Source organism: Amycolatopsis sp. NPDC005003 (assembly GCF_053600695.1).
On the sequence record NZ_JBSGAI010000005.1, the window covers coordinates 134,817 to 151,052 of the forward strand.

At 69.5% G+C, this 16,236-nt stretch carries 14 protein-coding genes; 6 read left to right on the forward strand and 8 right to left on the reverse strand.

Going from position 1 to position 16,236, the window contains the following annotated elements; genetic code table 11:
* Positions 1-19 precede the first annotated feature (19 nt).
* Both ACWED2_RS07995 and ACWED2_RS08000 read left to right on the forward strand, forming a co-directional pair.
* Complete coding sequence (locus ACWED2_RS07995) at positions 20-889, forward strand: hypothetical protein (protein WP_449689702.1); 870 nt, start codon at positions 20-22, stop codon at positions 887-889.
* Between the two features lie 106 nt (positions 890-995).
* Positions 996-1,463, forward strand: coding sequence for a restriction endonuclease (locus tag ACWED2_RS08000; protein ID WP_449689703.1), 468 nt, complete (start codon positions 996-998; stop codon positions 1,461-1,463).
* A 61-nt stretch (positions 1,464-1,524) separates the two neighbouring features.
* Here ACWED2_RS08000 and ACWED2_RS08005 read toward each other — a convergent pair whose 3' ends face one another.
* The 4 genes from ACWED2_RS08005 to ACWED2_RS08020 are packed head-to-tail and all read right to left on the reverse strand — an operon-like array spanning position 1,525 to position 5,344.
* Positions 1,525-2,277, reverse strand: coding sequence for a succinate dehydrogenase/fumarate reductase iron-sulfur subunit (locus ACWED2_RS08005; RefSeq protein WP_449689704.1), 753 nt, complete (start codon positions 2,275-2,277; stop codon positions 1,525-1,527).
* Positions 2,274-4,190 carry a fumarate reductase/succinate dehydrogenase flavoprotein subunit gene (locus ACWED2_RS08010; RefSeq protein WP_449689705.1) on the reverse strand — a complete coding sequence of 639 codons (1,917 nt, stop codon included), beginning with the start codon at positions 4,188-4,190 and terminating at the stop codon, positions 2,274-2,276. Before ACWED2_RS08010 ends, ACWED2_RS08005 begins: the two co-directional genes overlap by 4 nt.
* 45 nt (positions 4,191-4,235) lie before the next feature.
* Entirely contained in the window at positions 4,236-5,060 is an 825-nt protein-coding gene (locus ACWED2_RS08015; protein ID WP_449689706.1) for a hypothetical protein, read from the reverse strand.
* Complete coding sequence (locus tag ACWED2_RS08020; protein WP_449689707.1) at positions 5,057-5,344, reverse strand: hypothetical protein; 288 nt, start codon at positions 5,342-5,344, stop codon at positions 5,057-5,059. Before ACWED2_RS08020 ends, ACWED2_RS08015 begins: the two co-directional genes overlap by 4 nt.
* 247 nt (positions 5,345-5,591) lie before the next feature.
* Here ACWED2_RS08020 and edd point away from each other — a divergent pair, with 247 nt between their 5' ends.
* The 4 genes from edd to ACWED2_RS08040 all read left to right on the forward strand — a co-directional run bounded on the left by edd (position 5,592) and on the right by ACWED2_RS08040 (position 11,608).
* The gene (gene edd / locus ACWED2_RS08025) at positions 5,592-7,481 is read left to right on the forward strand and encodes a phosphogluconate dehydratase (protein WP_449689708.1); all 1,890 of its coding nucleotides are present in this window, start codon (positions 5,592-5,594) and stop codon (positions 7,479-7,481) included.
* Positions 7,478-8,083 carry a bifunctional 4-hydroxy-2-oxoglutarate aldolase/2-dehydro-3-deoxy-phosphogluconate aldolase gene (gene eda / locus ACWED2_RS08030; protein WP_449689709.1) on the forward strand — a complete coding sequence of 202 codons (606 nt, stop codon included), beginning with the start codon at positions 7,478-7,480 and terminating at the stop codon, positions 8,081-8,083. The genes edd and eda overlap by 4 nt, the downstream gene beginning before the upstream one ends.
* 216 nt (positions 8,084-8,299) lie before the next feature.
* Positions 8,300-10,267 carry a PEP/pyruvate-binding domain-containing protein gene (locus ACWED2_RS08035; RefSeq protein WP_449689710.1) on the forward strand — a complete coding sequence of 656 codons (1,968 nt, stop codon included), beginning with the start codon at positions 8,300-8,302 and terminating at the stop codon, positions 10,265-10,267.
* A gap of 21 nt (positions 10,268-10,288) precedes the next feature.
* Entirely contained in the window at positions 10,289-11,608 is a 1,320-nt protein-coding gene (locus ACWED2_RS08040; RefSeq protein ID WP_449689711.1) for an MFS transporter, read from the forward strand.
* A 250-nt stretch (positions 11,609-11,858) separates the two neighbouring features.
* On the opposite strand, the gene ACWED2_RS08045 is transcribed toward ACWED2_RS08040, so the two are convergent.
* The 4 genes from ACWED2_RS08045 to ACWED2_RS08060 form a co-directional block, all read right to left on the reverse strand.
* Complete coding sequence (locus ACWED2_RS08045; protein ID WP_449689864.1) at positions 11,859-12,386, reverse strand: regulatory protein RecX; 528 nt, start codon at positions 12,384-12,386, stop codon at positions 11,859-11,861.
* Between the two features lie 255 nt (positions 12,387-12,641).
* Positions 12,642-13,688 (reverse strand): recombinase RecA, encoded by a 1,047-nt coding sequence (gene recA, locus ACWED2_RS08050; RefSeq protein WP_449689712.1) that lies wholly within the window; start codon positions 13,686-13,688, stop codon positions 12,642-12,644.
* A gap of 239 nt (positions 13,689-13,927) precedes the next feature.
* Positions 13,928-14,122 carry a DUF3046 domain-containing protein gene (locus ACWED2_RS08055; protein ID WP_449689713.1) on the reverse strand — a complete coding sequence of 65 codons (195 nt, stop codon included), beginning with the start codon at positions 14,120-14,122 and terminating at the stop codon, positions 13,928-13,930.
* Positions 14,123-14,158: 36 nt separating this feature from the next.
* Positions 14,159-16,006 (reverse strand): Hsp70 family protein, encoded by a 1,848-nt coding sequence (locus ACWED2_RS08060; protein ID WP_449689714.1) that lies wholly within the window; start codon positions 16,004-16,006, stop codon positions 14,159-14,161.
* Positions 16,007-16,236 lie beyond the last annotated feature (230 nt).

Below are 16,236 nucleotides of genomic sequence, written 5' to 3' on the forward strand. Positions count from 1 at the left end.
CGCCGACCTCGAAGCAGAGGTGGCAGAGCTGGAGCAGCTCCTCGCCGCAACCCTGGAAGTCGACGACTTCATCGACTTCGATTCGCTCAAGCGCACCGCTGAGCACCCGCCGTTCCAACCCGGACCCATCGGACGTCCCACGCCCCCGCCGCAGCTCGAAAACGCGCCTCGTGAACCCGTTTTCGCCCAGTTCGCACCGCCGCCGCCCACCGGAATGGCCAAGGTCTTCGGCAAGGGAAAACACGAGCGGGATGTTCTCGCCGCCCAGCAACATTTCTCCCAAGCGCACGCCGCGTGGCAACGGGAGGTGGGCGCCGTCCAACAGCGCAATGCGGCCGCCGCACGGAAGCACCAGCAGGCCGAGCATACGCGCGGCGAAGCTTTGAAGCAGGCCAAAGCAGTCTACGAAGAGCAGTGCGCCGAACGGGAGCGTGAAATTTCAGCGCACAACGCGAACGTAACCGCCTTGGCGGACGCCTTCGCCCGCCGGGAACCTCAAGCAGTCCTCGAATATTTCACGCTGGTGCTTGCCAACTCCGATTATCCGGAGAAGTTTCCCCAGCAGTACCGAATCGCCCACATCCCCGAGTCCACACAGCTTGTCGTGGAATACGAACTTCCCGACCTGACGTGCGTCCCGGCCGTGCGGGAGTACAAGTACGTCAAGTCCAAGGACGAAGTGACTTCCACTGCGCGGCCTGCACGGGACATCAAAGCACTGTACGGCTCTGTCGTAGCCCAGATCGCTCTTCGTACCCTCCATGAGATTTTCGAGGCCGATCGGACCGCACTCGTGGATACCGTCGTCTTCAACGGCATGGTCACCACCACCGACCCCGGAACCGGCAAGCAGGTGCGCCCTTGCCTGGTCACCGTCCACCACCCGTGAAGTCTTCTCCGATCTCGATCTGGCCCTCGTCGAACCCCTTGCCTGCCTGGAGCGGCTCAACGCCTCGGTGTCCAAGCGGCCGAGCGATCTGGCCCCCGTGCGCCCGGTGCTGGAGTTCGACATGGTGGACAAGCGGTTCATCGAAGAGACCGATGTTCTCTCGGGCCTGGATCAACGACCGAACCTCCTGGAGCTGACCCCTGGCGAGTTCGAAGCCCTCATTCAGAACTTGTTCAGCAAGATGGGTCTCGACACCAAACAGACTCGCCCCTCACGCGACGGGGGCGTCGACTGCGTAGCATTCGATCCGCGGCCCATCTTCGGTGGGAAGGTGGTCATCCAGGCCAAGCGGTACCGCAACACCGTCGACGTGTCGGCCGTCCGCGATCTCTTCGGCACGATGCAGAACGAAGGTGCCTCGAAAGGCATTCTGGTGACAACGTCAGGCTACGGCCCGGCGAGCTATGAGTTCGCGACCGGGAAGCCGCTCGAGCTCATCGACGGCTCGAATCTGCTCTATCTTCTGACTGAACACGCGGGCATGGAGGCGAAGATCGTCCCGCCCAAGGCATAGCACGAAAAGACGCTCGCGAACCGGCTCCGGGCGCGGTTCGCGAGCGTCGAGGGAGAAAGCCCTACTTGTCCCGCCGGAAGAGCTTGTTGCCCAGCCACACGATCGGGTCGTACTTCCGGTCCGCGACCCGCTCCTTCATCGGGATCAGCGCGTTGTCGGTGATGTGGATCCCCTCCGGGCACACCTCCGAGCAGCACTTCGTGATGTTGCAGTACCCGAGCCCGTGCTCGTCCTGGGCCGCGTCCCGGCGGTCCGCGACGTCCAGCGGGTGCATCTCCAGCTCGGCGATGCGCATCAGGTACCGCGGCCCGGCGAAGGCTTCCTTGTTCTCCTCGTGGTCACGCACCACGTGGCAGGTGTTCTGGCACAGGAAGCACTCGATGCACTTGCGGAACTCCTGCGACCGCTCGACGTCCACCTGCTGCATCCGGTACTCGCCCGGCTTCAGGTCCGCCGGCGGCGTGAACGACGGGATCTCGCGCGCCTTCGTGTAGTTGAACGACACGTCGGTGACGAGGTCGCGGATCACCGGGAACGTCCGCATCGGCGTCACCGTGATCACCTCGTCCTCGGTGAACGTCGACATCCGCGTCATGCACAGCAGGCGCGGGCGGCCGTTGATCTCCGCCGAGCACGAGCCGCACTTGCCCGCCTTGCAGTTCCAGCGCACGGCGAGGTCCGCGGCCTGCGTCGCCTGCAGGCGGTGGATGATGTCGAGGACGACTTCGCCCTCGTTCACCTCCACCGTGAAGTCCTGCAGCTCGCCACCCGTGTCGTCGCCGCGCCAGACCCGGAAACTCGCCTTGTAGCTCATGCCTTGCTCCCGGGGTGCGTCTCGAGCTCCGCATCGGTGTAGTACTTCCCGAGTTCACCGAACTCGAACAGCTCCAGCAGGTCCTGCCGCAGCGGCACCTGCTCCTTCACCTCGACGTCGACGTCCGGCACCACCGGGTTTTCGCCCGGGGAAGCCGAGCACACGAGGAGCTTGTTGCGCCAGTCCGCTTCCATGCCCGGGAAGTCGTCGCGCGTGTGCCCGCCGCGGCTTTCCGTCCGCGTCAACGCCGCCTTCGCGACGCACTCGCTGACCATCAGCATGTTCCGCAGGTCGATCGCGAGGTGCCAGCCGGGGTTGAACTGCCGGTGCCCTTCGACGGTGACGCGCAGGATCCGCTCCCGCAGCTCGGCCAGCTTGACCAGCGCCTGCTCGATCTCGCCCGCCTTGCGGATGATGCCGACCAGGTCGTTCATCGACTGCTGCAGCTCGGTGTGCAGGGTGTACGGGTTTTCCGCCGAAGCACCGGAAGGCGGGTCGAACGGCGCCAGCGCCATCTTCGCCGCGGCGTCCACATCGGACTCGAGCACCGCGGGCCTGCCGTCGAGGCCGGACACGTACTCGGCCGCGCCGAGCCCGGCACGCCGGCCGAACACCAGCAGGTCGGACAGCGAGTTGCCGCCGAGCCGGTTGGACCCGTGCATGCCGCCCGAGCACTCGCCGGCCGCGAACAGGCCGGGCACGCTCGCCGCCGCCGTGTCCGGGTCGACCTCGATCCCACCCATCACGTAGTGGCAGGTCGGGCCGACCTCCATCGGCTCCGCGGTGATGTCGACGTCCGCCAGCTCCTTGAACTGGTGGTACATCGACGGCAGCCGCTTGCGGATCTCCTCGGCCGGCAGCCGGCTGGCGATGTCGAGGAAGACGCCGCCGTGCGGGGAGCCGCGGCCCTCCTTGACCTCGGAGTTGATCGCGCGGGCCACCTCGTCGCGGGGCAGCAGGTCCGGCGTGCGCCGATTCTTCTCCTGGTCGGTGTACCAGCGGTCGGCTTCTTCTTCGCTTTCCGCGTACTGGCCCTTGAAGACGTCCGGCACGTACTCGAACATGAACCGCTTGCCGTCGGAGTTCTTCAGCACGCCGCCGTCACCGCGCACGCCCTCGGTGACGAGGATGCCCTTGACGCTCGGCGGCCAGACCATCCCGGTCGGGTGGAACTGGACGAACTCCATGTTGATCAGCTTCGCGCCCGCCCGCAGGGCCAGCGCGTGGCCGTCGCCGGTGTACTCCCACGAGTTCGACGTCACCTTGAACGACTTGCCGATGCCGCCGGTGGCGAGCACGACCGCGGGCGCCTCGAAGAGGACGAACCGCCCGCTCTCGCGCCAGTAGCCGAACGCGCCGGCGATCTTGCCCTCGGTGGTCAGCAGCTCGGTGACCGTGCACTCGGCGAAGACCTTGATCTTCGCCTCGTAGTCCCCGGTCTCGGCGAAGTCCTCCTGCTGCAGCGAGACGATCTTCTGCTGCATCGTGCGGATGAGCTCCAGGCCGGTGCGGTCACCGACGTGCGCGAGCCGCGGGTACGTGTGCCCGCCGAAGTTGCGCTGGCTGATCCGGCCGTCCGCGGTGCGGTCGAAGAGCGCGCCGTACGTCTCGAGCTCCCAGACGCGGTCCGGCGCCTCCTTGGCGTGCAGCTCCGCCATCCGCCAGTTGTTGAGGAACTTCCCGCCGCGCATGGTGTCGCGGAAGTGGACCTGCCAGTTGTCGTTCGAGTTCGCGTTGCCCATCGAGGCGGCGCACCCGCCCTCGGCCATCACCGTGTGCGCCTTGCCGAACAGGGACTTGCACACGACGGCGACGCGGAAGCCGCGCTCGCGGGCTTCGATCACGGCGCGCAGACCGGCGCCACCGGCACCGATCACCACCACGTCGTAGCTGTGCCGTTCGACCTCGGTCATGAAGAGATTCCACCTCGGAACTGGGGACGTCTGTGGTTGGGAGAACTAGTTCACGAACCGCAGGTCTGCGATCGCGCCGCTGGCGACGAGCATGACGTAGAAGTCGGTCAGCACCAGCGTGCCGAGCGTCGTCCAGGCCAGCGTCATGTGGCGGGTGTTGAGCTTCGAGACCTTCGTCCAGATCCAGTAGCGCACCGGATGCTTGGAGAAGTGCTTCAGCCGACCGCCGGTCACGTGCCGGCACGAGTGGCAGGAGAGCGTGTACGCCCAGAGCAGGATCACGTTCCCGAGCAGGACGATGTTGCCCAGGCCGAAGCCGAAGCCGCCGGTCTTGCCGTGGAACGCCGTGATCGCGTCGTAGGTGTTGATCAGCGAGACGATCAGCGCCACGTAGAAGAAGTAGCGGTGGACGTTCTGGATGATCAGCGGCAGCCGCGTCTCGCCGGTGTACTTGGCGTGCGGCTCCGCGACGGCGCAGGCGGGCGGGGAGAACCACACCGACCGGTAGTACGCCTTGCGGTAGTAGTAGCAGGTCAGGCGGAACCCGAGCAGGAACGGCAGCACGACGAAGCCGAGCGGAATGAACCCGGGCAGGTCGCCGAACCAGTGGCCGAAGTGGCTCGAGCCCTCGACGCAGGACGTGGACAGGCACGGCGAGTAGAACGGCGTCAGGTAGTGGTAGTCGGGCACCCAGTAGGCGGTGCGCACGAACGACCGGACCGTCGCGTAGACGATGAACGCCGACAGTCCGAGCACGGTCAGCAGCGGCTGCAGCCACCACCGGTCCGTGCGGAGGGTGCGCTCGGCGATCCGGGCCCGTTTCGGGGCCCGGACGCCGGTGCCGACGCCGTTGTCAGCGGGAGCGCTCACCGCTGGTCGCGCTTGTAGCCGCCGACGCCTTCGTCATCGGCGCCGTGCCACAGCGCCGGGTCGTAGGGCGTGTCGGGGACGGGAACGCGCTCCGCGGCCTTCGCCTGGGCGGGCACGGCGGGCTGCACGCCGTCGAGGTCCGCGGTGTCGATGTCGAGGCGCTCGACGTCGTTGGCGAGCCGGCGCACCGCCGACGCGTCGCCGTAGCGAGAGCGCAGTGCGCCGACGCACTGCCGGAGCTGGCCGATGGTTCGCCGCAGCTCGGCGATCTCGGAGGTGGACATCATGCCTCCCGTGTGGTGGGGCTGGCAGGGAACCGGCGAAGGCAACCTTCGAAGGCACTGCCACGCGTCGTGCAGTGTGACAACTAGCACACTAACGGTTCCGAAGGTGATCGGGGTCACGCGGGTCGATCTTCTGAATCGATTTTGATTCGGCGTTTTCCCGAGGTAGTGTGGCCAGTGTCACGACCCTGAGGCGTCAGCGCTGCCGTCCCGCGGACCACCCCACACCAGTGATCCGGAGCCGGACATGAGCCCCGCCCCCGCCACATCGTTGCACCCCGTCATCGCCGAAGTCACCGCCCGCATCGCCGCGCGCAGTGCCGCGACGCGCACCGCCTACCTCGACCGCATGGCCGCCGCCCACGAAGAAGGCCCGGTCCGCCGCGGTCTCGCGTGCAGCAACCTCGCCCACGGTTTCGCCGCGATGGACGGCGTCGACAAGGAGGCGCTGCGGGCCGCGCGCGCCCCCGGCGTCGCGATCGTGTCCTCCTACAACGACCTGCTGTCGGCGCACCAGCCGATGCAGGAGTACCCGGCGTGGCTGAAGAAGTCGGTGCGTTCCGCCGGCGGGGTCGCGCAGTTCGCGGGCGGCGTGCCCGCGATGTGCGACGGGATCACGCAGGGCCGCGCGGGCATGGAGCTGTCGCTGTTCAGCCGCGAGGTCATCGCGATGTCGACGGCGATCGCGCTGTCGCACGACATGTTCGACGCCTCGCTGCTGCTGGGCGTGTGCGACAAGATCGTGCCCGGCCTGCTGATCGGGGCCCTGTCGTTCGGGCACCTGCCGGCCGTCCTGGTGCCGGCGGGCCCGATGAACTCCGGGCTGCCGAACAAGGAGAAGGCGCGCGTCCGGCAGCTGTACGCCGAGGGCCTCGCGACCCGCGAAGACCTCCTCGACGCCGAAGCGGCGTCGTACCACTCCGCCGGCACCTGCACCTTCTACGGCACGGCCAACTCGAACCAGATGGTCGTCGAGGTGATGGGCCTGCACCTGCCCGGCGCCAGCTTCGTCCAGCCGGGTTCTTCGCTGCGCCGGGCGCTGACCGAAGAGGCCGGACGGCGGGTCGTGGCGATCTCGCGCGGCGAGGAGTACGCGCCGGTCTCGCGGATCCTCGACGAGAAGGCGTTCGTCAACGGCGTCGTCGCGCTGCTGGCCACGGGTGGCTCGACGAACCACACGATGCACCTGGTCGCGATCGCCGCGGCCGCGGGCATCCAGCTGACCTGGGACGACTTCTCCGACCTCTCGGCGGTCGTCCCGCTGCTGGCGCGCGTCTACCCGAACGGCAGCGCCGACATCAACCACTTCCACGCCGCCGGCGGCATCCAGTTCCTGGTCGGCACCCTGCTCGACGCGGGCTTCCTGCACGAGGACGTGCACACGGTGGCCGGGTTCGGGCTGCACCGCTACCGCGCCGAGCCGATCCTGTCCGACGGCGAGCTGGTCTGGCGCGACGTGCCGACCCGCAGCCTCGACGAGGAGGTCCTGCGCCCGGCGTGGCGCCCCTTCGCCGCGGACGGCGGGCTGCGGATGGTCGAGGGCAACCTCGGCCGCGGGGTGGTCAAGGTGTCCGCGGTGGCGCCCGAACACCGCGTCGTCCAGGCGCCGGCGCGCGTGTTCACCACGCAGGAGGACTTCAAGGCCGCGTTCGACGCCGGCGAGCTGGACCGCGACGTCGTCGTGGTGATCCGGCAGCAGGGCCCGCAGGCCAACGGCATGCCGGAGCTGCACGGCCTGACCCCGGCGCTGGGCGTGCTGATGGACCGCGGGCACGCGGTGGCGCTGCTCACCGACGGCCGCATGTCGGGCGCCTCGGGCAAGATCCCGGCGGCCATCCAGGTGACGCCGGAAGCCGCGGCGGGCGGCCCGATCGCGCGCATCGCCGACGGCGACGTCATCCGCCTCGACGCCACTTCGGGCTCGCTCGACGTGCTCGTCGGTGACGAAGAACTCGCCCGGCGTGAACTTGTGGACTCGCCGCCGTCCGAAGCATCCTGGACCGGCACCGGCCGAGAGCTGTTCGCCGCGTTGCGCCGGGCGGTCGGCCCCGCCGACCAGGGCGCTTCCGTCTTCGGCGGTTTGACTCCGGAGCACTTCGGAATGCCCACTCTGGAAACCCAGGAGGTCGGTCAGTGACCACCGGTCAGGACCTGCTCGAGCTGTCCCCCGTGATGCCCGTCGTGGTGATCGAAGACGCCGCCGACGCGGTGCCCACGGCCCGGGCCCTGCTCGCCGGCGGGATCGGGGTCATCGAGCTGACCCTGCGCACACGAGCGGCGTTGTCCGCGATCGAGCGCGTGGCCGCGGAGGTGCCGGACATCGTCATCGGCGCCGGCACCGTCACCGCGCCCGAGCACGCGAAGCAGGCGGCCGACGCGGGCGCGAAGTTCCTGGTGACGCCGGGCTGCACGGACGCCGTCGTCGACGCGTGCTTCGAGACCGGGCTGCCGTTCCTGCCCGGCGCGAGCACGGTGTCCGAGGCGATGCGGCTGGCCGAGCGCGGGCTCACGGCGTTGAAGTTCTTCCCGGCGGAGGCGTCCGGCGGCGTCGCGTACCTGAAGTCGATCGCGGGACCGCTGCCGTCGCTGCGCTTCTGCCCCACCGGCGGGATCACGGTGGCCTCGGCGCCGTCGTACCTGGCGCTGCCGAACGTCGGCTGCATCGGCGGCACGTGGCTGACGGCCTCGCTCGACCCCGCCACGATCGAGAAGCTGGCCGCGGAAGCCGCCGCGCTGTAGCGGAGATCACTCCGCGTCATTGCCGCACCCGAACGGCCGAATAAGCGTCCGCATACCGGGAGCACCGTTCCAGCGCGCTGGAACGGTGCTCCGAGCGGGTGTGGCGCCGGTCATGAAAGCGGGCCGGTTCCCGCTGAATGGCGCAGCCACCGCCCTGGTGGGTCATTTATCTTCCTGTTATCGTTTCTCTTCGCTGTTTCCAGCGAGGAGAATCCGTTGTCCCTGACCAGCGTGGTCGCGCCCAGTCCTGCCCCCGAGACCGTCGCCGCCCTTGTCGGCGAACGCCTTTCGGTGTCCGCACTTCACCAGCTCGGCGGCACTCTCGGCGGCTATTCCTTCGTCAAGGTCGTGGTCGACCGCGAGCGGGCGAAGATCCACTTTCTGAACAACGCGCGACATTCCTTTCACGCGATCTATATCGGGGAAGAGATCCTCGGCGTCGGCGAAGAACGCGTCCGCGCCGAGATCGACTCGTACAACGAGACCTTCTACCACGCGCCGGACCGCCGGTTCCTGCTCGGCATTCTCGCGCTGCACCCGCAGATGCTTTCGCTGGAGACGGTCGAGGTCGACACGATGCCGGCCGCGCTGATCCGGGAGTTCCACGCCTTCGTCGCGCAGTACGTCGACCCGTCGCTGCCGCTGCTGTTCAAGCCGGCCAACCAGCTGCAGGAGCGCATCGTCCGGGAGATCCCGGCGGGCGAGCTGCCGCGGGTGTTCGCGCACGAGCTGTTCTCGACGGCACCGTTCGTGCCGCTGAACCCGGGCACGGCCACCGGCCGGATCCGCGCGTTCCGCACCGAGGCCGAGTACCGGGCCGCGACGCTGGACTGGACCGACATCATCGTGATGGACCGCGTACCCGACGACATCCCAAGGCTGGCGGGGATCGTCAACGCCCGGCATACGACACCGTTGTCGCACACCAACGTCCTGGCCACCGGCTGGCAGATCCCGAACGCCGTCCAGCTCGGCGCCCTGGCCGAGATCGAGCGCCGCGGGCTCGACGGCAAGTGGGTCGAGTACACAGTGGACGCCCAGGCGCTGACCCTGCGGGAGGTCGACGAGCCGGCCGACGCGGCGCCGCCGTCCTGGTACGCCCAGCGCGTCACCCTGGAGCAGCCGGAGGCCGACCACAGCCCGATCGTGAACCTCGCCCGGCTGCGCGCGGCCGACCGGCACCGCTACGGCACCAAGGCGGCCAACCTGGGCGAGCTGCACCACGTGCTGGCGCACGGGTCGCAGCGGCTGCTCGGCTTCTACCGGGTGCCGCGGCCGCCGCGCGACAACCTGCTCCCCTACCTGGCCCGGCTGCTGGACGTCCCGCTCGACGCGGACCTCGATGCCGCCGCCCACCGACTGCTCGACGAGCACGTTCGCGTGCCGCGGGGCATCGCGCTGCCGTTCTCGCTGCAGCGGCGGTTCCTGGAGTCGTCGCCGCGGATCCAGCAGGCCATCGGGAAGCTGAAGATGGCCCTCGAGCTGGACGCGCGGGAGATCGAGCCGCTGTGCGTCGAGCTGCAGGGCCTGATCCGGTCGGCGCGCCTGCCGGGCGCGCTCGCCGGTGAGATCGATTCGGCGCTGGTGTCGCAGCTGGCCGGCGTGCGGACGTTCGTCGTGCGCAGTTCGTCGAACGCCGAGGACCTCGCCGGGTTCTCGGCCGCCGGGATCTACGAGTCCCACAACCACGTCACCACGGCCGAGCGGATCTTCGCCGGTGTGAAGGAGGTCTGGGCGTCGCTGGTGTCGGTGCGCAGCGTCCGGCTGCGGCAGCAGGCCAGGATCTCCCTCGACGAGTGCTACATGGGTGTGGTGATCCAGGAGCAGGTGGCGGCGGACTTCGGCGGGGTGCTGGTGACGACGAACCCGATGAACCGCGCGGACTTCCGCACGGTGTACGTCAACGTCTCACCGCGGGTGACGGACGTCGTCGACGGTTCGGCCCTGCCGATGCAGTACCTGTATTCGACGGTCGAGGGTGGCGGTCGCACGCTGTCACTGGGCGACGCGCCCGCGGACCTCGACTCGCGGGCCCACGACCAGCTGCAGCGGCTGGCGATCGCCGGCCGCCTGCTGCAGGGCCACTTCTCGCCCGACTACACGTTCGACTCGCCGGTGGACGTCGAGTGGCTCGCCGACGGCGACCACCTCCACCTGGTGCAGCTGCGCCCCTATTCGGCCTGACTTCCCGGGAGACACACGATCATGCTGGGCCTCCGTCTGCCCGCGAAACCCGACGTTCAGCGCGCCGTCCGGCTGACCTACGGGTTCCAGTTCTTCTTCGGCCTGCTGCTGTGGGTGCCGATCTTCTACTCGTACCAGAAGCTGATCGGCCTCTCCGACGGCGAGATCTTCGGTATCCAGAGCATTTACTACATCGTGTTCTGCCTGCTGGAGATCCCGACCGGGATGATCGCCGACCGCTTCGACTACCGCACGTCCCTGACGGCGGGCGCCGGCGTGCTGGTGGCGGCGAACCTGGTGCCGGTGTTCCTGGGCTCGTACACCGGGTTCCTGGTGCACTTCGTCCTGATCGCCTTGGCCCGCTCACTGGTGTCCGGCGCGCAGAGCGCGTACCTGTACGAGTACCTGCACGCTTCCGGCGCGGGAGAGCACTACCTCCGGGTGGAGGGCGTCGGCCGCGCGTACAGCCTGGTCGGCAAGATCGTCTTCTGGCCGGTGATCGGCCTTTTGATGTCCTGGAGCCTCTCCTCCCCGTACTGGTTGACGGCGATCAACGCGGGCATCGCGCTCGCCTTCGCGGTCAAGCTCCCCCCGATCCCGGGCGGCCGCAGGGTGACCGGCAAGACGGCATCGCTGGTCGCCGGAGTCGGCGGCGCGCTCTCGGCGCTGCGTTCGTCCCGCTGGCTGGTGCTGCTGATGGTGCAGGGTGTCGCGATGTTCACGTTGGTGCGGATCTGCCAGGTGAACCTGTTCCAGCCGATCCTGGAGTCGAAGACGGTGTCGGTGAACTGGTACGGCGCGGTCCTGGCGGCGATGACGGTCTTCGAAGCACTCGGCGCGGCCCGCCCCCACCGGCTCCGCCGTGCGATCGGCCCGGTGGGGTCGGTGTTCACGCTGACGATCGTGATGGCGCTGTGCCTCGGAGCCATGGTGTTCGCCGGTTCCGTCCCGGCGGTGGCGCTGTTGTGCGTCTTCGCGGTGGCGACGGGCATCGCGTTCCCGATCCAGAAGCAGCTGTTGAACGACTCCATCCCGGACTCGCGCTACCGCGCCACCCTCCTGTCCATGGAGTCCATTGTGGACAGGGCGGTGTGCGCCCTGGTCGCGGTGGCACTGGGCGCGTACCTGGCGGCCGGGCGGCTGAACGAGTTCCTGGTGCTGACAGCGGTGGTGACGTGCGTCGCGATGGCACTGCTCGCGCTGCTGTTGCTGGCGGTCCGCAAGCACCGCTCGGACCGCCGGGTGCCGACGGCCCGCCGCCCCGACCAGACCGGCGAGGGCCAAGGCTTCCCGGCCGCCCCGGAACTCGGAGCGCGCCAGAGGGGCGAAGTCCGCCACTGACCCCAGCACCGGCGGTCGCACCATCCGGCCGCCGGATCGCTGCGTGCAGCAACAGGCCAGGCGCAGCTGCCGCACCACTCAAGCCGCCCGCTGCCGCCCAACCACATCGCCAGGCCGCGCACAACCACCGCCGGGCCGCTCGCGCATCACCCAAGCCGCCCGGTCGCCGCCGCGCAGCCCGTATGGCACCAGCTCTCGCCCAGCCCTCTTCACCGGCCGGGCGCAACCGGGCCTCAGCCGCAGGCGCCGGTCAGTCGATGACCGCGTCGTCGAGCAGGGTGGACTCCGCGCCGTACGCGCGGAGTTCCTCCCTGATCACGGTGTAGGCCAGCCCTTGCGGGTAGCCCTTGCGCGCGAGGAAGCCGAGCAGCCGCCGCAGGGCGGTCTGTTCGTTGACGTTGCCGAGTGAGCCGAGGCGCTTGCGGACCAGTTCCCTGGCCATCTGCTCTTCGGACTCGCGGTCGACCTCGCCCGCCGCCTGCGCGGCGACCTCGCCGTCGACGCCCTTGCGCCGCAGCTCGGCCACCAGCGCGGTGCGGGACAGGCCCTGGTTCGCGTGCCGGGATTTCACCCACAGCTGGGCGAACTCCTCGTCGTTGACCAGCCCGGCCCGGTCGAGCTTGCCGAGCAGGACCTCGCTGGTCTCCTCGTCGAACCCCTTGCGGTGCAACGCCTGCCGCAGCTCTTCCTGGGTGCGCGGCCGAGCGGCCAGGAGATCGAAGCAGATCTCCTTGGCCTTCTTGTACCGCTCCTCAGGAGGAAGCTCGGCCGGCACCACCTTCGGCGCCCTGGCCACCTCGATCACTCCTCGTCTTCACAACTCCATACGAAAGCCGCGCATCACCAAAGCCGCATGTCACCAAGGCCACACACCCGGACCGCAGGTCACCACGCAACGCAACCCCGCCGGGGGTCCAGGGGGCTCGCCCCCTGGCGGGGGTCCGGGGGTTCGACCCCCGGAGGACACGGCGGAGGGATAAAGGCGAGCGCGCTCCGCGAGCACACCTCACCCAATCCCGCAGCGCCCCTTCGATCAGAAGTCGACCGGCGCCGGAACCGCCTCGACGGCGGCCGCGTCGAGCTGCGGGCCGATGCCGAGCTTTTCCTTGATCCGCTTCTCGATCTCGTTGGCGATGTCCGGGTTGTCGCGCAGGAACCGGCGCGCGTTCTCCTTGCCCTGGCCGAGCTGGTCGCCTTCGTAGGTGTACCAGGCGCCCGACTTGCGCACGATGGCCTGGTCGACACCCATGTCGATGAGCGAGCCCTCGCGGGAGATGCCCTGGCCGTACAGGATGTCGAACTCGGCCTGCTTGAAGGGCGGGGCGACCTTGTTCTTGACGACCTTGACGCGGGTGCGGTTGCCGACCGCCTCGCCGGCGTCCTTCATCGTCTCGATGCGGCGCACGTCCAGGCGGACCGACGCGTAGAACTTCAGCGCCTTACCGCCGGTGGTCGTCTCCGGGGAGCCGAACATGACGCCGACCTTCTCGCGGAGCTGGTTGATGAAGATCGCGGTGGTGCCCGAGTTGGACAGCGCGCCGGTGATCTTCCGCAGCGCCTGGCTCATCAGGCGGGCCTGGAGGCCGACGTGCGAGTCACCCATCTCGCCCTCGATTTCCGCGCGCGGGACGAGCGCGGCGACGGAGTCGATGACCAGGATGTCGAGCGCGCCGGAGCGGATCAGCATGTCCGCGATCTCGAGGGCCTGCTCACCGGTGTCCGGCTGGGAGACGAGCAGCGCGTCGGTGTCGACGCCGAGGTTCTTCGCGTACTCCGGGTCGAGCGCGTGCTCCGCGTCGATGAACGCCGCGATGCCGCCGGCGCGCTGCGCGTTCGCCACCGCGTGCAGGGCGACCGTCGTCTTACCGGAGGATTCCGGGCCGTAGATCTCGACGACCCGGCCGCGGGGCAGCCCGCCGATGCCGAGGGCGACGTCGAGGGCGATCGAGCCGGTGGGGATCACGGCGATGGGCGGCCGGGTGTCCTCGCCGAGGCGCATCACCGAGCCCTTGCCGTACTGCTTGTCGATCTGCGCGAGCGCGAGCTCGAGCGCCTTGTCCTTGTCGGGTGCTGCAGGCATGGAAAGTCCACCTCGCTGGTCGGAGCCCCGTCGAGGGCTCTCTGTGTCGGTTCTTCAGCTGTCCGGTCCGACGCTAGCGGCGGGGACCGACAATTCCAGGCGCGGCGCCCAATCTGTGGATCGCTGGACCCGATGTGGACAACACCTTAGACGAACACCTGTTCGAGGTCGGCAGCGACACACCCTTGCGCTGGGATTTTTCGCCCGCCCGGGTCGATGCCGGCCCGGAGAAGCCCAGGTCAGCGCCGTTCGGCCGGGACGTCGAAGGCGTCGCAGACCTCGCGCCAGATCTCCTTGGCCGGGATTCCCGCGGTCAGCGCCTGGTCGATGGTGCGCCCGCCGAGCCCGCTCAGGACGTGGTCGCTGGCCAGCACCTGGGCCCGGCCGGGCCCGAACTCCTCGGCCATCAGCCGCCGGAAAACCGTGATCCGCATCGGACCCACTTTAACCGGCGGGCGCCGACCAGCCGCCTACTGACCCGGCTGGACGCTCGCCTCGAAGTAGTCGGCCAGCGTGCCGGGCGTGGTCGCTGCCGCCTGTTCACTCGTGTTCAGCTGGTAGATGAACCCGGCCAGCGGCCGGTCCGAAACCGTGAACACGAGCACCGCCGACGTCTTCCCCGCGGCCGACGAGTAGTGCCCCTTGAGCCCGTTGCCGCCCCAGTCGGCTTCGGTGCGGTCGCCGCCCGCCGAGGTGAGCAGGCCGTCGGTGTACTGCTTGAGCGCGTCGGCGCTGTCGCCGTGGACGTAGGTCACCTGCGTGCCCGCCCGGCCCGGTGCCGAGCAGGTCGAGGCGGCGCCCAGGCGCTGCGCCGGCGCCGCCGGGCCGTTGCCCATGCCCGGCTTGCAGTCGCCGGTGTCGGCGATCTTCCCGGCGAGCTGGCGCAGGCACCCCGTGAAGCCCTTGTCGTCCTCCTGCCCCGGCGTCTTGCACTGGTCCGCGGTGTAGGTCGGCACCGAGGACGACGACGTGAGGAACAGCGTCACCCCCACCGCGAGCGCCACGACGACCGCGGCGGCGATCCCGATCAGCAGCTTCTTCTTCCCGCCGGGCTTCGGCTCGGCCTTCTCGGGCGCGGGCGAGTACGCCGGGAAGTTCGACGGCACCGGCTGCGGGCCGCTGGGCGGGAAGTTCGACGGCGCGTAACCGGGGTACTGCGGGGGCGGAGGCGGCGGCGCGTACTGCGGGCGGTGCGGCGGAGCACCCGCGGCCACCGCCCCTTCGACGTTCTGGGTGCGCACGGACAGCCCGTCGCGGGCCACGTGCTGCGCGCCGAGCGCGACGGCGGTCTCCGGCTGGTCGAGGCTGCCCGGCACGACGCCGAGCTTCTCGGCGATCATCGTGCCGACCAGCGGCAGCCTGCTCGACCCGCCGACGAGGTAGATGCCGGCCAGCCGGTCCGGGGTCAGCCCCGACGACCGCAGCGTCCGCGACAGCAGTTCGACGCTGCGCAGCATCGCCGGCCGGACCAGGCCCTCCAGCTCACCGCGCGTGACCAGGACGTCCTTGAACGGCTCGGGCATCGGCACCTCGGTCTGCGGGTGCCGCGACAGCGCCTCCTTGGCCGCCTTGACGTCCTCCTGCAGCGCGCGCCGGGTGCGCCGGTCGGCGGTGGACTCCGGCCGCAGCAGCCGCTGCCAGCGCTGCGGGTCGGAGTGCGAGACCTCGCGCCCGACGTGCACCATCAGCGCCTGGTCGACGTCGAGGCCGCCCAGGTCGGGCAGGCCGTCCTCGGCGAGCACGGTGAACCCGTTCTGCGTGGCGCCGACGACCGCGACGTCGAAGGTGCCCGCGCCGAGGTCGTAGACGGCGAGCGCCTGCCCGGGGGCGAGGGACTTGCCGGGGAACGACGCGAAGTGCGCCGCGGCCGCGACCGGCTCGGGCACCAGCAGGATGTTCGGGCCCATCCCGGCGAGCCGGGCGGCGGACATCAGCACGTTCCGGCGCGTCTGCCCCCACTGCGCGGGGTGGGTCAGCCGGACCTCGTCGGGCTGCTCGCCGCCGAGCTGACGGGAGGTTTCTTCGAGCACGCGGCGCAGGATGGCGGCCAGCGCGTCGGTCACCGGGACGACGTCGGTGCCGAGCAGCAGGGTCTGCTCGTCGATGCGGCGCTTCGGGTTCGGCTCGAAGCGCGTCGGGTCGAGGCGGGCGCGGCGCTCGGCGTCGCGGCCGACCATGATCGTGCCCTCTTCGGTGGCGAACACCGCCGACGGCATGTTGGCCGAGCCGTCCACTTCGACGACCCGGGGCGGCATGCCGTGCGCCGAAAGCACGGCGACGGTGTTGGACGTCCCGAGGTCCACCGACAGGATCCGCACAGCACTCCCCTTCGCGAAAAACACGCCCCGACGGCGCCCGCGTGATGCTGCCATGCGCGAGGTCACGGTGCGTGCGGACCCGGGAAAGTCACTGCTCCTTGACGCGGAAGGCGATCAAGGTGCACGATAGTTGCACAGTTCGGTCATCGAACTTGACCGGAACGCGCAAGAAGGGAAGTCCGGTGCGAAACGGAGCCGAGGCGCTGGTGATGAGCCCGGGTACCCGGCGC

What these genes read in the sequence shown, in the direction of transcription:
- ACWED2_RS08005 (WP_449689704.1), bottom strand. Translation starts at nt 2,277, where the DNA reads ATGAGCTACAAGGCGAGTTTCCGGGTCTGGCGCGGCGACGACACGGGT.
- ACWED2_RS08010 (WP_449689705.1), bottom strand. Translation starts at nt 4,190, where the DNA reads ATGACCGAGGTCGAACGGCACAGCTACGACGTGGTGGTGATCGGTGCC.
- ACWED2_RS08020 (WP_449689707.1), bottom strand. Translation starts at nt 5,344, where the DNA reads ATGTCCACCTCCGAGATCGCCGAGCTGCGGCGAACCATCGGCCAGCTC.
- edd (WP_449689708.1), top strand. Translation starts at nt 5,592, where the DNA reads ATGAGCCCCGCCCCCGCCACATCGTTGCACCCCGTCATCGCCGAAGTC.
- ACWED2_RS08040 (WP_449689711.1), top strand. Translation starts at nt 10,289, where the DNA reads ATGCTGGGCCTCCGTCTGCCCGCGAAACCCGACGTTCAGCGCGCCGTC.
- recA (WP_449689712.1), bottom strand. Translation starts at nt 13,688, where the DNA reads ATGCCTGCAGCACCCGACAAGGACAAGGCGCTCGAGCTCGCGCTCGCG.
- ACWED2_RS08055 (WP_449689713.1), bottom strand. Translation starts at nt 14,122, where the DNA reads ATGCGGATCACGGTTTTCCGGCGGCTGATGGCCGAGGAGTTCGGGCCC.